Source organism: Salipaludibacillus sp. CUR1 (genome assembly GCF_021028955.1).
Taxonomy (GTDB): Bacteria; Bacillota; Bacilli; order Bacillales; family Salisediminibacteriaceae; genus Salipaludibacillus.
Genome location: NZ_JAIWPE010000057.1, coordinates 146,987 through 163,540 on the forward strand (window position 1 = coordinate 146,987; position 16,554 = coordinate 163,540).

The 16,554-nt window shown below is 45.4% G+C and carries 13 protein-coding genes and 1 pseudogene; 5 read left to right on the top strand and 9 right to left on the bottom strand.

From position 1 onward, the window contains the following. Positions 1-2 precede the first annotated feature (2 nt). A protein-coding gene (gene prfB, locus K8O68_RS12055; protein ID WP_230897122.1) for a peptide chain release factor 2 occupies positions 3-1,104 on the bottom strand; the annotation gives its coding sequence in 2 pieces (ribosomal slippage) (positions 3-1,031 and positions 1,033-1,104; 1,101 coding nt in all). Between the two features lie 129 nt (positions 1,105-1,233). Continuing rightward, positions 1,234-3,753, bottom strand: coding sequence for a preprotein translocase subunit SecA (gene secA / locus K8O68_RS12060; protein WP_230897123.1), 2,520 nt, complete (start codon positions 3,751-3,753; stop codon positions 1,234-1,236). Positions 3,754-4,200: 447 nt separating this feature from the next. Between secA and glcT the strand changes: the two genes are divergently transcribed. Together glcT and ptsG are read left to right on the top strand one after the other, a co-directional pair. Beyond that, positions 4,201-5,043, top strand: coding sequence for a glucose PTS transporter transcription antiterminator GlcT (gene glcT, locus K8O68_RS12065; RefSeq protein WP_230897124.1), 843 nt, complete (start codon positions 4,201-4,203; stop codon positions 5,041-5,043). A gap of 218 nt (positions 5,044-5,261) precedes the next feature. Further along, on the top strand, positions 5,262-7,304 hold the full coding sequence (ptsG, locus tag K8O68_RS12070; protein ID WP_230897125.1) for a glucose-specific PTS transporter subunit IIBC: 2,043 nt from the start codon (positions 5,262-5,264) through the stop codon (positions 7,302-7,304). Between the two features lie 114 nt (positions 7,305-7,418). Here ptsG and hpf read toward each other — a convergent pair whose 3' ends face one another. Both hpf and K8O68_RS12080 read right to left on the bottom strand, forming a co-directional pair. Beyond that, positions 7,419-7,973, bottom strand: coding sequence for a ribosome hibernation-promoting factor, HPF/YfiA family (gene hpf / locus K8O68_RS12075; protein ID WP_230897126.1), 555 nt, complete (start codon positions 7,971-7,973; stop codon positions 7,419-7,421). A 364-nt stretch (positions 7,974-8,337) separates the two neighbouring features. After that, on the bottom strand, positions 8,338-8,535 hold the full coding sequence (locus K8O68_RS12080; protein WP_093055443.1) for a cold shock domain-containing protein: 198 nt from the start codon (positions 8,533-8,535) through the stop codon (positions 8,338-8,340). An 885-nt stretch (positions 8,536-9,420) separates the two neighbouring features. Between K8O68_RS12080 and K8O68_RS12085 the strand changes: the two genes are divergently transcribed. Together K8O68_RS12085 and K8O68_RS12090 are read left to right on the top strand one after the other, a co-directional pair. Beyond that, complete coding sequence (locus K8O68_RS12085; protein WP_230897127.1) at positions 9,421-9,951, top strand: single-stranded DNA-binding protein; 531 nt, start codon at positions 9,421-9,423, stop codon at positions 9,949-9,951. 33 nt (positions 9,952-9,984) lie between these two features. Then, positions 9,985-10,233, top strand: a complete 249-nt coding sequence (locus K8O68_RS12090) for a hypothetical protein (protein WP_230897128.1) — start codon at positions 9,985-9,987, stop codon at positions 10,231-10,233. Between the two features lie 238 nt (positions 10,234-10,471). Here K8O68_RS12090 and manA read toward each other — a convergent pair whose 3' ends face one another. Continuing rightward, positions 10,472-11,431: a mannose-6-phosphate isomerase, class I gene (gene manA, locus K8O68_RS12095; RefSeq protein WP_230897129.1), complete on the bottom strand. Its 960-nt coding sequence runs from the start codon at positions 11,429-11,431 to the stop codon at positions 10,472-10,474. A gap of 236 nt (positions 11,432-11,667) precedes the next feature. Here manA and K8O68_RS12100 point away from each other — a divergent pair, with 236 nt between their 5' ends. After that, complete coding sequence (locus K8O68_RS12100) at positions 11,668-13,440, top strand: alpha-glycosidase (RefSeq protein WP_230897130.1); 1,773 nt, start codon at positions 11,668-11,670, stop codon at positions 13,438-13,440. 137 nt (positions 13,441-13,577) lie between these two features. Here the strand turns inward: K8O68_RS12100 and K8O68_RS12105 are convergent, their stop codons facing one another. From K8O68_RS12105 to fliS, 4 genes and pseudogenes are all read right to left on the bottom strand, one after another. Continuing rightward, positions 13,578-14,630, bottom strand: coding sequence for an alpha/beta fold hydrolase (locus K8O68_RS12105; RefSeq protein ID WP_230897131.1), 1,053 nt, complete (start codon positions 14,628-14,630; stop codon positions 13,578-13,580). 15 nt (positions 14,631-14,645) lie between these two features. Beyond that, a complete protein-coding gene (locus K8O68_RS12110) occupies positions 14,646-15,035 on the bottom strand; it encodes a DUF8042 domain-containing protein (RefSeq protein WP_230897132.1) in 390 nt (129 codons plus the stop codon). 509 nt (positions 15,036-15,544) lie between these two features. Then, positions 15,545-15,727 carry a hypothetical protein gene (locus tag K8O68_RS12115; protein ID WP_230897133.1) on the bottom strand — a complete coding sequence of 61 codons (183 nt, stop codon included), beginning with the start codon at positions 15,725-15,727 and terminating at the stop codon, positions 15,545-15,547. Positions 15,728-16,122: 395 nt separating this feature from the next. Next, positions 16,123-16,515, bottom strand: a pseudogene (gene fliS / locus K8O68_RS12120) (flagellar export chaperone FliS); the annotation flags it as partial. Between the last annotated feature and the right edge of the window lie 39 nt (positions 16,516-16,554).

The window sequence follows — 16,554 nt, forward strand, 5'->3', positions numbered from 1 at the left end:
AATCAGTCGATTTGGGAGCGTAGATACGCATCTATAAATGGAGCGAGCTGTCCGTCCATAACGGACTGGGTGTTCCCTGTTTCCATATTTGTTCTGTGGTCTTTGACCATATTATAAGGATGGAAAACATAGGAACGGATCTGGCTCCCCCAGCCGATGTCTGACTGTTCTCCGCGCAGCTCTTCTGCTTCCTGGCGCTGCTTTTCCATTTCCTGCTGGAAAAGCTTAGCCTTTAACATCTTCATCGCTTTTTCACGGTTTTTAATCTGTGACCGTTCTGACTGGCAGCTTACGACAGTGTTTGTCGGCAAGTGCGTCATACGGACAGCTGAATCAGTTGTGTTGACGTGCTGTCCGCCTGCTCCGCTTGAACGGAACGTGTCAATGCGAAGCTCATCAGGTGACACGTTAATTTCTACATTATCATCCAGTTCCGGCATGACATCACACGAAACAAATGAAGTGTGCCGGCGTCCTGACGAATCGAATGGTGATATTCGAACAAGCCTGTGAACGCCTTTTTCCGCTTTAAGGTAACCATAGGCATTATGTCCCTGAATAAGCAATGTAACACTTTTAACCCCTGCTTCGTCGCCAGGGAGGTAGTCCATTGTTTCTACTTTGAAACCTTTAGACTCTGCCCAACGTGTGTACATACGAAGAAGCATAGACGCCCAATCCTGGGATTCTGTTCCCCCTGCTCCCGGGTGAAGTTCCAGGATAGCATTGTTCTGGTCATACGGTTCACTCAGAAGAAGGTCCAGTTCAAATTCATTAAGCCGGTCAGCCAGTTTCTTCACCCCTGACTCAAGCTCTTTAGCCAGGTCCTCGTCTGCTTCTTCTTTAACAAGTTCAAGAGAAACTTCAAGATCCTCATGCTCTGCTTCTAAATCGCGGTATGTGTTTGTCATTGCTTTTAAGGCATTATTTTCTGAAATCACTTTTTGAGCGTTGTTTTGATCATCCCAAAATGAAGGAGTTGCCATCTTATCTTCAAGTTCAGCAATTCTGGTCTCTTTTTCTTCTAAGTCAAAGAGACCCCCTGAAGTCCGCTAATCGCTTAGCCATTGTAGACAGTTCGTTCTTAATATCTGAAAGTTCCATTTAAAATCATCACCTCTGAATTTATTTACGTGCAAAGTTTGGGAATTACTGGGGGGACAGACCCCCCAGCAATTGGAAATAAGGAGAAGGTGCTTTAACAGGAAAGCACCCTCTCATGGCAGCCGTTTTTTACTGGCCGCAGCACTGTTTGAATTTCTTGCCTGACCCGCATGGACACGGGTCATTTCTTTTTACTGTTTCACCTTTTTTAAAAGGGTTTTTTTTCTTGCTTTCTTTATTGTTTTCAGTCGTACTCTGGTGGACGGCTTTTCCTTCAGCCACCTGTTTCCGCTCCAAGTTTGACTGGATCTGGGCTTTCATAATATATCTGGAGACTTCTTCTTCAATCGAAGCAATCATCTGCTCGAACATTTCAAAGCCTTCAAATTTATATTCGCGCAGCGGATCATTCTGCCCGTAAGCACGAAGGTGGATTCCCTGTCTAAGCTGATCCATCTGGTCAATGTGACTTGTCCATTTGGAATCAACTGTGCGAAGAAGGATCACCCGTTCGAATTCCCTCATTGTCTCTGCAGTAAACTGTTCTTCACGGTCATTATATTCCTCTGACACTTTTTCCATGATCAGCTCGACCATTTCTTCCGGCTCAAGTCCGTTAATTTCCGTTAAAGTCACTTCCCGCTCGTTGAGCACTGTGGCGTTAATATAATCAACGATCCCCTGAAGGTTCCAGTCCTCCGGCACCTCTTCCTGAGGTGTATAAAGAGACACATTACGCTCAACTGTTGACTCGAGCATTTTTTCGACAACAGGCCTTAAGTTCTCAGACTCAAGCACTTCCATACGCTGTTCATATATAACATCACGCTGCTCTCTCATGACATCGTCATATTGGAGAAGCTGCTTACGGGCATCAAAGTTGTTGCCTTCCACCCGCTTCTGGGCTTGTTCCACAGCCCGGGTGATCAGCTTACTTTCAAGAGGCTGGTCTTCTTCCATCCCCATTCTGCCCATCATTTTACTCATATTTTCAGAACCGAACCTTCGCATGAGTGTATCTTCAAGCGACAGATAGAACTGAGAGCGGCCCGGATCTCCCTGACGCCCTGAACGTCCGCGCAGCTGATTGTCAATCCGGCGGGATTCGTGGCGCTCGGTACCGAGAACAAATAAGCCGCCGAGTTCTTTTACGCCTTCACCAAGCTTAATATCGGTTCCCCGTCCAGCCATATTTGTTGCAATGGTAACGGCTTTTTTCTGGCCTGCATTTTCAATAATCTCGGCCTCACGGGCATGGTTTTTAGCATTCAGGACGTTATGAGGCACTTTCTTCTTCTTCAGCATGGAAGAGATCAGCTCAGACGTATCCACACTCACCGTACCAACCAGCACGGGCTGTCCTTTTTCATGTAATTCCTTAATTTCTTCAATAATGGCCTTAAACTTGGCGTCGATTGTTTTATAAATTAAGTCAGGCCGGTCTTCACGGATAATCGGCTCATTTGTGGGAACAGAATACACGTTCATATTATAAATATTACGGAATTCTTCTTCCTCAGTTTTAGCCGTACCGGTCATACCTGATAATTTCTGGTACATCCGGAAGTAGTTCTGGAATGTAATTGAAGCTAGCGTCATGCTCTCCCGCTTAATTTCCAGCCCTTCCTTAGCTTCAATGGCCTGGTGGAGTCCGTCGCTGTACCGGCGGCCTTTCATCAGGCGCCCTGTGAACTGGTCAACAATGGCTACTTCGCCGTCATCTACTACATAATCTTCATCCCTCACCATAACTTTATGGGCTTTCAGCGCCTGATTAATATGGTGATTCAACTGGACGTGCTCTGAATCGAATAAATTATCAATGTTAAAAACACGTTCTGCTTTACTGACACCGTCATCTGAAAGCTGTACGTTTTTAGTTTTTTCATCGTACGTGTAATCCACTTCTTCTTTCAGCATTCGCACAAATGAGTTAGCTGCTGTATAAAGCTCTGTCGTCCGTTCGGCAGACCCTGAAATAATCAGCGGGGTCCGGGCCTCATCAATTAAAATAGAGTCGACTTCATCGACGATGGCGAAATGGAGCTTACGCTGAACCATCTGTTCTTTATAAGTGACCATGTTATCACGGAGATAATCAAAGCCGAACTCATTGTTCGTGCCGTAAGTCACATCCGCGGCATAAGCTTCACGCTTCTCTTCTTTGGACATCCCGCTTAAGTTCAGACCGACAGTGAGCCCTAAGAAGTTATAAAGTTTTCCCATCTCTTCAGCATCACGGCGGGCAAGATATTCGTTCACTGTCACTACGTGCACGCCCTTTTCTGTTACCGCATTTAAATAGACGGCCAATGTAGCAACAAGCGTTTTACCTTCCCCGGTTTTCATCTCGGAAATGTCGCCCCTGTGAAGGACAATCCCTCCGAGAAGCTGGACACGGTAATGGGTCAGTCCTAGAGATCTCGTTGCCCCCTCGCGGACAACCGCAAAAGCTTCTGGAAGAAGGTCTTCAAGCTTTTCACCATCCCGGTAACGCTGGCGGAACTCTTCTGTTTTTTTGCGAAGGCCTTCATCACTTAACTTTTTTACCTCATCACCAAACGAGTCAATCTGATCCAGCTGTCTGTCCAGCTTTTTCAGATGTCTTTTATCCGTATCTCCAATGACCTTTCTTAATAAACCTAACATCGGACATTGCTCCCTTTTTTCAGTTTTCTATAATTACGAAAATCGTAACATTTTCACTCGTATACGATGCGCCTGGCTGCTATCATTCAAAAAATAAATGCTTGCTCATTAGCATGCAGGCAGAGGCACACCACCACAGCCCGTCTTTATCAAAGAAAGATCAGGCTTTCAACTTTACGCTACCCTTCATTTTATCAGTTTGCCCACACGCTTACAAGCAGTGACAGGACACCAGGAAATAAATGGGGGGACAGACCCCCCATTTATTCCCAAGTTGAAGTCGCGTGCTGAGTTCTCTATAATACTTGTATTGTAAACGCTTTTTATGACCATAGTATGAGGGAGCTTTTTCTGCTTGCTCCTTTTAGATAGTATGAATGGTTTTCGCCTTACTTTTAGCCTGGGCTCGGAAACAGACTGACTATATGAATGTTCGGAGGTGATCATATGCTGTCCGTGAAAAAAGTGCTGAATAACAACGTTATCATTGCTGAACACCCCGACTATGAGGAAGTAGTTCTGATAGGCAAAGGGCTCGGCTTCGGCAAACAAACCGGACAAGAAGTGGCCGGGGAAAAAGCAGAGAAATTTTTCGTATTAAAAGATGCCAGTGAGCAGAAACAGTTTATGAATCTGCTTGAATATGTGGACGAAGAATTTATCGGAATAATGAATGAATTTATTGAGAAGCTCGAAAGCCGCTTCGGGACAAATATGAACGAACATATTCATATCGGCCTTACCGACCACCTCTATTTTGCCGTAAAAAGGATTCGTCAGGGGCAGGGGATAAAAAACCCTTTTTTACAGGAAACAGAACTGGCTTATCCGAAGGAATATGCTGCAGCCACCGAGCTGACTGAATGGCTTAACGAAAAACTTAACGTAAGAATCCCTGAAGGAGAGATCGGCTTTATCACCCTTCATATTCACAGCGCGTTAACTAACAGGAACTTAGCTGAAATTAATAAGCATACCCAGCTGGTCAGTGAACTCGTCACTATTATTGAGGACTATTTGCAAATCAATATAGACAGGCAGGATTTAAATTATTTGCGCCTGGTCCGTCATTTGCACTCCGCAATCGAGCGCATCCAGACTGAATCCTATGTGGAAAATCAAGACAGTTTAAAAAAAGTATTGCAGGCTGAGTATCCTGTATGCTACAATTTGTCCTGGAAGTTGATGAAAATCATGCAACAGCGCTTACAAATGTCCATACCAGATGCAGAAGCTGTCTATCTGACACTTCATCTGCAACGGCTGGACACACCAAAAACGAATACGTAACGGAATTGTCCGGCTGAACGGACCACTTTTCTTTTTCCGTGTTACTGGTTATGCAGGCATGAGAGAAAAAGGATTGTAGTAGAAAACCTCAGGTGTGAAGTCTATTCTTCACGCTGGTTTCACTGCATTCTTTTTCCCTCATGCCTTTTTTGTTTGCCTGCGCATCGTTTTTCATTACAGAAATCATTTATTTTATATTTTTTTAAGGAGATGGGATTATGTTAAAAAATTCTTTTGGAACACTGCAAAAAGTCGGTCGTTCTCTTATGCTTCCTGTCGCACTGCTCCCGGCAGCCGGGATTCTTCTGGCTTTCGGTGACGCGATGCAAAACCCGGACATGATTGCCCGGTTTGGATTCCTTGAATCCGACATCATTGCCCTTATTGCTGAAATGATGCAGGAAGCCGGCGGAATTGTCTTTGCTAACTTAGCCTTGCTTTTTGCTGTCGGTGTGGCTATCGGCCTTGCTAAAGGTGACGGGGTCGCAGGTCTTGCCGCTATTATTGGTTATTTAATTATGAATGTGACGATGAGCGTTATCGGCGGAATAGATTCTGAGGCTGTAGCAGGCAGTCCGGATCTCGCCAATGTGCTTGGCATTCCAACCTTGCAAACCGGGGTGTTCGGCGGTATTATAGCCGGTCTGCTCGGGGCCTATATGTATAACCGGTTTTACAATATTGAATTACCTTCATATCTCGGGTTCTTTGCAGGTAAGCGTTTCGTTCCAATCGTAACAGCTGCCTCAGCCATTATTCTCGGTGTAATTATGCATCTCGTTTGGCCATTTGCCCAGGATGGCTTGAACACTCTTGCGTATTTCATGACAGAATCAAACCGAACAATTGCGACATTTATTTTTGGTGTTATTGAGCGTGCCCTGATTCCGTTCGGTCTTCACCATATTTTCTACTCGCCTTTCTGGTTTGAATTCGGAACTTATACTAATGCCGCCGGAGAAGTGATCCGCGGAGACCAGCAAATCTTCTTTAACCAGATTCGTGACGGTGCCGAACTGACAGCGGGTGCCTTTATGACAGGTAAATTCCCGTTCATGATGTTTGGTCTTCCGGCTGCTGCGCTTGCGATCTATCACTGTGCACGCCCTGACCAGAAAAAAATTGTAGCTGGTATTATGGGGTCTGCAGCATTAACGTCTTTCTTAACTGGTATTACAGAACCAATCGAATTCAGTTTCTTATTCGTTGCACCACTACTGTTTGCTGTTCATACTATTTTTGCAGGATTATCGTTTATGACAATGCATTTGCTCGACGTCCAAATCGGGATGACATTCTCAGGCGGGGTCATTGACTTCTTCCTCTATGGAATCCTGCCAAACCGTACAGAGTGGTGGCTCGTCATTCCAGTCGGACTCGTTTTTGCAGTTATTTATTACTTCGGGTTCCGATTTGCAATTACAAAGTTCAACCTTATGACGCCGGGCCGTGAAAAAGCGAATGGAAACGGCGGAGCTGGAGAATCCAAAGCTGCCGGCAACAACAATGAGCTTCCTTACGAAGTGCTTAAAGCTTTCGGCGGGAAAGAGAACCTTAACTACCTCGATGCGTGTATTACACGTCTAAGAATCAGTGTAGAAGACGTATCCAAAGTAGACAAAGACCGCCTGAAAGAACTAGGTGCTTCAGGGGTTATGCAAATAGACAAAAACATTCAGGCTATTTTCGGGCCTCGCTCCGAAACAATTAAAGGACAGATGGAAGATATTATTAACGGACAGGCACCGGAGCCTGAGAATGAAAGTGCTGCAGGCGTAGAACCTGCTGGTCCTGTAGAAAGCGATACAGCTGTAGCTATGCCGTTAAATGGCGACATTAAGCCTCTTTCTGAAGTACCGGACAAGATGTTTGCGGAAAAAATGATGGGCGACGGTTTTGCGATCGAGCCTTCTGAAGGGCGCGTTGTATCACCTGTTGACGGGAAAGTTGTCAACTTATTCACCACAAAACACGCCATCGGCCTTGAAGCAGAAGATGGAACAGAAATATTAATTCACGTGGGAATTGACACTGTAAACCTGAAAGGGGAAGGCTTCGAAGCCCATGTGGAACAAGGGGACAGCGTCTCTGTCGGCCAGGAGCTTCTCACCTTTGACCTTGAAGCAATCAGTAAAAAAGCCCCTTCTGTGATCACACCAGTCGTTTTCACAAACTTAAGCGACACTCAAAAAGTAGTTATTGAAAAAGAAGGAGTAACAAAGACCGGTGAAACCGGCCGGGTAAGCATAGTTAAAAAATAATTGGAAACTGCTGGGGGGTCTGTCCCCCCAATTCCTTCCAACTCCCGACACTCTAAAAAAACGCCGACCGGCATCCAGCCGGTCGGCGTTAATTTTAATCACGTATATTCAGGTTTATTCCGGTTCGATCAAGCCGTAACGGCCGTCTTTACGTTTATAAACAACGTTCGTAAACCCGCTTACTGAGTTGGAGAATACGAAGAAATTGTGCCCTAGCATATCCATTTGCAGCACAGCTTCTTCAGCATCCATAGGCTTCAGGTCAAAACGCTTTGTACGGACAATATCGATATCGTCGTCTTCCGCAGGTATATCTTCTTCAGCCAGCGGCTCCAGCTCGTTTTTAAACATATACTTTAAGCTGTCATCTCCGCGGAATTTGCGGTTTACTTTTGTTTTGTGTTTTCTGATCTGACGCTCCAGCTTCTCGATCACAAGATCGATCGCTGCATACATGTCAGTATGTTTCTCTTCCGCCCGGAGCAGAAGTTTAGGCATCGGAATCGTAATTTCCACTTTTTGTTCATTGTTTAAAATGCTCATTTTTACGTGTACATCGGAAGAAGGCGTCGTATCAAAGTATTTCTCAAGTTTGCCTACCTTCTTTTCAACATAGTCCTTTAATGATGGAGTAATTTCCAGGTTTTCGCCACGAATATTAAAATTCATTAGCAAACTCCTCCTTTCGGTTATGTATGTAATCTTCTTCATACCCTGTTCATATTCCTTCTAAAACTTAAATAAACTTTACGTTTTTTATCAAAAAATGTCGTTTTTACTTTGTTCTGTCGAATGACAGTAAAACGTCACGTGGAAACAGAGCTTTACTCTTAGCTTTTGTAAAAAATCTCCATATAATACATCCTCTAAGCCAATACCTGCTCTAGTGAAGGAAAAACCCGCTTTCCGGATGGAAAACGGGCTATTGTTCGCTCTAAATTCCCTAAACCATATATTCAGCCCGTACTCAATGACCGGCTGCACCTTTCATTTTTGGGGCTTTATGAATAAATTAGTAACTCAGGGATGCGAATTAAACTTTTGTAACGTTAGCAGCTTGAGGGCCACGAGCTCCTTCAACAATTTCGAATTCTACATCCTGACCTTCATCAAGAGTTTTGAATCCTTCCTGATCGATAGCAGAGTAATGTACAAATACATCGTCTCCGTCTTCTCGCTCAATAAATCCAAAACCTTTTTCTGCATTAAACCATTTTACTTTTCCTTGCATTTTTTTAACACAATCCCTTCGTTAAAAAATCTGTGGGCATCCCCACAACTTCAATATAACAATCGATTTCCAGTTCGTCAAACAGTTTTTGGCTGATTATTTTGACAAATTTCGCAAACTATGGGCCACAAGCATGATAGCGCTTTATTAATTAATTTAATCCTATAAGAATGTTAATTATATCAAAAAACCATTTAAGGAAAAATATAGCTGTTTTTGTCACTTTTTAGGTATAATTACCTATTGTTCAGGATAACTTCCTCCAATAAAATACGACTTATAGCAACATAGTTTGCAATCACACGTAACTTTATACTTACTTTTCACAAGTTCTCGCCCCTGATTATTAGGCAGGTTGCCTTACATATTCTGAAATTGGCAGCTTACCTTAATAATATATTTAACCTCTTACCGGATCAGCCGGCTTCACTGTCTTGGCCCGGTGTTCAACATTCCTCCTCTCATCCAGGAGTAGATTTCTTCTTGTCGGCATATGATTCTTTTCCAACACCTATTTAGAAAGACAAGTCTGCAGTAATGTTGAACGTCACAATCAAAACAGAGAGAGCAATTATGGAATAGCGAGCCCGCTCTCCTCCCCCTTTTTTAATTTCCTGCTCCAAAGGAGGAATGCCTCTTCACCACATCAACTATGAACGTATGGCGTTTTTCACCCACTCATCAACTCAGTAATCCCTTGGTCGCTGCAGAGGCGGACAAAGGTCTTCAGTAATGCTCCCTGAACTTCCCCCCACTGATTCACTGCAGACCGGAATTCAGAATAATCCTCACCCTTTAACCCGTTCGTCATTTATCCGCGCAGCATATTTTCCACATCAGTTCATTTCTAACAAACCATTGTTTTTAAAAAGGAGAGACATACACATGCTAAACCAGTTTACTCTTATCGGCAGAGTGGCAAGAGATCCGCAGCTCCAAACAACCAGAGACGGTATCTCTTTTACGAGATTTACTTTGGCCGTCAGAAGATCCTTTAAAAATCAACAAGGACAGTATGATACAGATTTTATTCAGCTCATTTCCTGGAATAAAATGGCCGAACGCGTTGCCGACTATTGTACAAAAGGCTCGTTAATATCTGTCAACGGCAGGCTGCAAATGAGAACGGTGGAACACGAGCAGCAAAAGCGAATGACAATCCCTGATATCGTTGCCGAAAATGTGACGTTCCTTCAGATGAAGCGGGCTGACCAGCAGCACAGCGTAAACCAGGTTCATATCCCCCAAGCGCCCCAACAATCTTCACAAACAGCTGACAGGTCTTCAGAAAGCAATCACCCTGAGCAACAGCCCCCGGCCTCAGCTTCAGTCCTTCCTGACGGCGCACAGCCTGCCGATCCACAAGTTCATACGAACTTACATACAGCGGCAGCTGCCCAGACTTCTTCCACTTAAGAAGCTGCTAATATGTTAACAGGAGGACAGAGTATGAAAGAAGAAGATTTATTAAAAGTCATTTTACACCGGCTCGCAAAAATCGAGGCGAAAATGGCTAAACAGGACGACCTGGATGAAATACACGAACAGCTTTTTGAGCAGGATGAACAAATAAGGCATATTAGCGATGGCCTGCAGGCACTGAAAGTTAATCTGGAGATCAGGCACATTGAAAATATGAATTCAGATGATGTTCTTCTCAGATCCATCCTTGACCGGCAGTCATTGCAGTATAAATAGAAAAAATCGGAAATTAATTTTACCGCTTCCTTTTAAGTTTTAGTTCTGCCAGGATCACGACGAATCCGTCAAATAGAAAGGCTTCCGCCAAGTCCTGGCAGAAGCCTTTTAATATAAGTTTTAAAAAATTATCAAACCTTCACTAACAAAGGCGGCATAAAATGGCCGTCCCCTGTATTTTATATACTACTTTCGGTTGACCTGCAGCTTCCTCCACTTGGTATTCTTCACGATAAATCTATTTTGTGGATTCTGACACAATGATAGTGACATCTCCGCTGATTTCATAACTGTCCACCGTAGAAGGAATGATAAAGTGGTCTCCCTGCTTGACTAAATGCACGGCTTCTTCCGTCTGCACCTTCGCTGAGCCTTCAATGACGCTCACTAACTGGTAAGAAGAGTTTAGCCGTTTTAAAGTGTCTCCCTGCTTCTTCAGCGACCATTTATGCACAGTGAAATAATCTTCCTTTATCAGCCTTTCCACTTTCAGGCCGTCCTCTTCCCAGGAAGGCCGGTCAAGCGCCGGATCCTCGTGCGGTACCATTGAGCAGGCAATGGACTCTTCAATATGAAGCTCCCTGAGTTTTCCATCCTGCCCCGGGCGGTTATAGTCATAAAACCGGTACGTGATATCGGAACTTTGCTGGACTTCAAGAAGCAGAATACCTTTCCCTATGGCATGGACCGTTCCGCTCGGCACATACACAAAATCTCCCTGCTGGACAGGGACCCGCCGGAAAAGTTCCTCCCATTTTTCCTCATCTACCATTTCTTTCAGTTCATCTCTCGACTCTGCATTATGCCCAACTACAAGTTCAGCACCCGGTTCGCTGTCCAGGATGTACCAGCATTCAGTTTTCCCGAACTCATAGCCTTCATGCTCTTTCGCGTACTTATCATCAGGATGAACCTGAACAGACAAATCATCCTGGGCATCAATTATTTTGACGAGAAGCGGAAATTCCTCCCCCTCCTCTTCAGCAAAAAGCTCCCTGTTTTCTTCCCATAACTGGCGCACGGTTTTTCCTTCAAACGGTCCGTTAACCACCTTATTCGTCCCGTTTACATGACCGGAAATGCCCCAGCATTCGCCTGTCTGATCACTTGGTATCGGATAGCCGAACAGCTCTTTCAGCTTCTTGCCTCCCCAGACTTTTTCCTTTAAAACAGGTTCCAGCAGCAGAATATCTTTCATGAATATCTTCTCCTTTTTGTCACATCTTAATTGGACACGCTTTCACGTGAATGCTATAATGTGCGTAAATATAAGTTCTTTTTTTATACACGTTAGCGCAAACGATTGCACTAAATTTTTCCCCATAACAATCAACGTGTTATGCCATTCATTCTATCGATGTTTGAAACGAGTTTCAAATGGTAATTATGTCACAAACACATCAACCGGGACCTGCTCCCTTAAGGAGGAAAATTATGTTACTAGAAGCCATTTACCACCAGCCAAAATCACAATATGCCTATGCCTATGATGAAGAAACACTGCATATCCGCGTGCGTACGAAACGGAACGATATGGACCGCGTCTCAGTCGTTTGGGGCGACAAATATGACTTTGTCCCTGACAAAATTACAACGACAGAGATGGAAGTGTTCGCAAAGGACAGCCTGTTTGATTACTACCAGGTCGCTATTAAGCCTCCGTTCCGGCGCTTTGCTTACGCGTTTAAATTTGAAAAAGGCGACCGCACGGTGTTCTGGAATGAAGTCGGTTTTACGGAAGACAGCCTCAGTTCATCCGGCGTTGGGATGCTATGGTCCCCGTCCGGGATGTTTGAGTTTCCGTTTTTAAATGCAATCGATGTGCACACCCCTCCTGAGTGGGTTAAGAACGCTGTTTTTTATCAGATTTTCCCTGAACGGTTTGCAAACGGAGACCCTTCGCTAAACCCGGAAAATACACAAGCCTGGACACACGAGTCGGTGCCTACCCGTGATAATTTCTTTGGGGGCGACCTCCAGGGCGTCATCGATAACCTTGATTATCTGCAGGAACTCGGTATTACGTGCATTTACTTTACACCGTTTTTCGAAGCCTTTTCCAACCATAAATATGACACGATCGACTACTTGAAGGTTGATCCGCAGTTCGGCGACAATAAGACAGCGAAAAAGTTAGTCGATGAAGCCCACAAAAAAGGAATCCGTGTGATGCTTGATGCCGTGTTTAACCATTCAGGGTATTACTTCCCGCCGTTCCAGGACGTGTTAATAAACGGAGAGAAGTCCCGCTTTAAAGACTGGTTCCATATTAAAGAGTTTCCTGTTTCAACCGACCCGCTTAATTACGACACCTTTGGTTTTGTGCCTGAAATGCCTAAGCTGAATACGGAGAACCGGGAAGTGAGAGCTTACTTATTAAAGGTGGCGCGCTACTGGGTCGAAGAAATCGGGGTCGACGGCTGGCGCCTTGATGTTGCGAACGAAGTTGACCATCGTTTCTGGCGCGACTTCCGTGACACAGTGAAAGCCGCAAACCCGGACGCGTACATTCTCGGTGAAATCTGGCACAACTCGATGGCCTGGCTTCAGGGCGATCAGTTCGATGCGGTCATGAACTATCCGGTTACAAACAGTATTCTCGACTTTTTTGTAAAAGACGAGATTGATGCTGAATCGTTTATGGGGCGTCTGGATGCTATGCAAATCGCTTATCCGAAACAAGCGAACGAAGTGGCGTTTAATCTGCTGGATTCGCATGATACACCAAGGCTTCTCCATATCGCTGAAGGCAATAAAGACCGTATGAAACTCGCTGCCCTTTTCCAGCTCACATACATGGGCGCCCCGTGTATTTATTATGGAGACGAAATCGGCATGACCGGCGGCGGAGACCCTGGCTGCAGAAAGCCGATGATCTGGGAAGAAGAATACCAGGACCGCCAGCTGTTTGAGTTTTATAAAAATATCATTCAGCTGCGTAAAGACCACCCTGCCTTGAAAGACGGCACATTTAAATTTTTATCCGCTGAAAAAGATAATAAATACATTGCCTTTGAACGTACTGACGAAAACGACCGGTTCATCATTGTGATGAACAGCGGTGACACGAAACAGAAGGTCGAAATCAGCGACATGGAACCGGGCAAGTTCCGCAACCTTTACGGCACCGGCTCCTATGAAGTTGAAAACCGTGTTCTAAGCCTTGAACTTGAGCCGTTAAGTGCCGCAGTTCTGAAAGAAAAATAAGTTTCTGACGTATAAAAAACTGCGTGACGGCCATACTGAAGCTATACACAAGCTAACCAGTTAAATTCGATATAAAAAGCCCCCCGCCTGTCTTTACCCCTTTGTACAGGCGGGGGGGTTTTATTTTTTCCCGGCAATTATTTTTCAAGGAAGTACTGCAAAATGATATCATCAAGCCCCGGGAGATTTTCATGCTCGAAGTCCGGAAACAGTTCAAGCCGCTTCGGTGACGTAATCTTATTATAGGCTGCGAACTGTGAAGAAGGCGGGCAGATTTCGTCCATAAGCCCGACGCCCATTAAAAACTCTGCTTTGATTCTCGACGCCAGATGCTGAATATCGATATACCCTAGTTTAGTAAATACCTCATGCCGCCGTTTATGCTGCGGGTCAAATCTGCGGAAATAACGCCTGAGATCCTGATAGGCATCAACCGCCAGATCCAGTTTCCACACGCGCTTGTAGTCGCTTAGAAACGGATAAACCGCAGCTGCTTTTTTGATCCGCGGCTCCAGAGCGGCACAAACGAGAGCCAGCCCTCCGCCCTGAGACCAGCCTGTTGCCATCACTTCATTTTCATTAATATCGGGCCTGTTCATGACGATTTTTGCCAGCTGCGCAGTGTCCAGAAAAACCTGCCGGTAAAAGAGATTATCCGCATGGTCGTCGAGCCCGCGGGTCACATGTCCCTGAAGGGTATTCCCCTTCACCCCGCCGACATCTTCAGACTGTCCGCCCTGACCGCGCACATCCATAGCAAACACCGTATAGCCAAGAGCCGCGTAATGAAGCTTATCACTCCAGTCGCCAGCATTCATACTGTACCCGTGGAACATGAGAATAGCCGGATTTTGCTTTGGGGGATGATCGGCGTTTTCGGCGGCCTCCTCAGAACTGCTGCCTGTGTCAGCTGTGCTGCCGTTATCTCGGGTACTATTTGGGTAAGGAGCCTGGCCGGATTTCGGCATGAGGACTTTTACATGAATCCTCGCTCCCCTGACGCCGGTAAAGTACATATCATAACAGTCAGCGATCCCAACCTGAAAAGTGGACGGCATGAGTTCAATTTTCGGATCCACCGTGTTCATTTCTTTAAGGGCACGGTCCCAATACTCATTAAAATCAACGGGACGCGGGTTTGTTCCCTGATAATTTTTAAGCTCATTAATCGGCATATCGATCATCGGCATAGCTTCTCCCCTTTTCTAATGAATCATGATGTATTTATCAATAATTTTCGTCCAATTTCTTTTTCGCGGCAGCAGCGTTTCATGTAAAAAAACCATCCGCTCCTGCTCATGAGGAAAGACTTCTTCTACTTTTTCAGCCTGAAGAGCCGCCTCCTGAAAGAGATTCAGCGCCTCAATCGCTTCGGCATCTTTCTGAAAAATCGACTGAATCGTCAGGTTTTCTTCATTATAAGGGATCAGCCCCTGCATCACACTTTTTAACAGCCTGTCCCCAATATCATGATCATTCTTTATATAACATTCACTCACATAATTAATGGCACTTTCTACTTCCGTGAGAAGCTCCTTGTAATTTTTTAAAAACGTCTGCTGAGCCTCAGTTAATTGAGTTGAAATAGCCTGCACCTCCAAATTTGCTAATTGATGTCTATTCTAACAAAGTTTCAAGGAGAAGAGGAGGGTGAACAGCAGGTAATCAGGCTAACGGCCCTCCAGGAAAGCAGCAACCCGGGGAGTTTGTGCTTATAAATGGGGAGTGTGGCGGTATTATAGGGGGCGGGGGGCTCAGCTGGAATGGGAGGCCTGTATAAGGGGGGATCGGCTATATAACAGAGAGGATAGCTGCATACGGCGGGGGTTTTGCTGTATAACAGGGGGGGGCTGGCTGGGTAGCTGAGGAATTTTGCTGGGTAGCTGGGAGGATTAGCTATATAACTGGGGATTTTGCTGTTCAACAAGGGGGAGTTGGCTTTATAGGTGGGGGATTGGCTGTTCCACAAGGGGGATTTGCTGTATAACTGGGGATTCTGATGCTTAGTGGGGGTTTCTATCGAATGAATGCGGAATTTAGCGGTATAATTGAGGGATTTTAGCTTATAAAATAGGATTCAGCGGTATGATCAGGGGAACTCTACCTAATAAATCTTGGATACTACCATAAAAATATGGAACTCTACCGTATAGATCGGTAACTCTACCTTATAGATGAGTAACTCTACCGTATAAACTCCTAACTCTACCGTATAGATCGTCCACTCTACCGTATAAAACCGCAACTCTACCGTATAACAATTTTCGACAAAATACGCACCCGCCATCACACCCCGCTCCGCCCGCCATCACACCCCGCCGACAGCATCTCAGCACCCTCATCCGCTTATCCCCCGCCCCCCTACCACCAGCCTTCGACAAAAGGGGTCAGACCCCCCAGTAATTTCCAAACCAGTAATCCCCATCCCCCACCTCATAAAAAACGTTTGCGGCGGCCTCACGGCTGTCGCAAACGTTCCTCAAAGACTTCTAATTTTAATTACTCTTATTTCCGGAAACTTCTCTGACCGCCGCCTGCGGCTGTCAGGCCTTGTTTAGCCTGGGCATACGGATTCCCTGATGCCCCTTTTGCTGCTCCTCTTCCGGAAGCTCCGGCAGTCACCGCGCCCCCGTTACTTCCCGAAACTGGAGCCGAAGCAGGCGTGCCGCTTCCTGTATTCCCTCCGGCGCTTCCGTGACGCTGCTGCCGGTCCAGTTTAATCACTTCTTTCCATGTATCGCGGAAGTCCGCCACAAACGTTTCCGCCTGCTTCAGCGCTTCCACATCGTTGCCCGTATTCGCCTCAACGAGCTTTGACAAAATAAAATCGTACATCTGCATCATATTCCCGCTCACAGCCACGTCTGTATTCAGCGTCACCATCAGCTCGCGGATAATGTTTTGCGATTTGATTAAATTTGTATTCTTTTCCTCAATGTTGTTCTCTGTAATTGCCTTTTCTGCCCGTTTAATAAACTTCAGGCACCCTTCATAGAGCATAAGCGTCAGCTCGCCCGCTGATTTCGTCTCTACTGAAGACTGCTTGTACTTCGCGTAAGGATTATTAACCGCCATATCATCGACACCCCTTCAATGTGCTCAGCTGAGCCGACC

Excerpts from the sequence above, each read along its gene's own strand:
- secA (WP_230897123.1), bottom strand. The coding sequence starts at position 3,753 with ATGTTAGGTTTATTAAGAAAGGTCATTGGAGATACGGATAAAAGACAT.
- glcT (WP_230897124.1), top strand. The coding sequence starts at position 4,201 with ATGCTGTCCGTGAAAAAAGTGCTGAATAACAACGTTATCATTGCTGAA.
- ptsG (WP_230897125.1), top strand. The coding sequence starts at position 5,262 with ATGTTAAAAAATTCTTTTGGAACACTGCAAAAAGTCGGTCGTTCTCTT.
- hpf (WP_230897126.1), bottom strand. The coding sequence starts at position 7,973 with ATGAATTTTAATATTCGTGGCGAAAACCTGGAAATTACTCCATCATTA.
- K8O68_RS12080 (WP_093055443.1), bottom strand. The coding sequence starts at position 8,535 with ATGCAAGGAAAAGTAAAATGGTTTAATGCAGAAAAAGGTTTTGGATTT.
- K8O68_RS12085 (WP_230897127.1), top strand. The coding sequence starts at position 9,421 with ATGCTAAACCAGTTTACTCTTATCGGCAGAGTGGCAAGAGATCCGCAG.
- K8O68_RS12090 (WP_230897128.1), top strand. The coding sequence starts at position 9,985 with ATGAAAGAAGAAGATTTATTAAAAGTCATTTTACACCGGCTCGCAAAA.
- manA (WP_230897129.1), bottom strand. The coding sequence starts at position 11,431 with ATGAAAGATATTCTGCTGCTGGAACCTGTTTTAAAGGAAAAAGTCTGG.
- K8O68_RS12100 (WP_230897130.1), top strand. The coding sequence starts at position 11,668 with ATGTTACTAGAAGCCATTTACCACCAGCCAAAATCACAATATGCCTAT.
- K8O68_RS12105 (WP_230897131.1), bottom strand. The coding sequence starts at position 14,630 with ATGCCGATGATCGATATGCCGATTAATGAGCTTAAAAATTATCAGGGA.
- K8O68_RS12115 (WP_230897133.1), bottom strand. The coding sequence starts at position 15,727 with ATGGCGGGTGCGTATTTTGTCGAAAATTGTTATACGGTAGAGTTGCGG.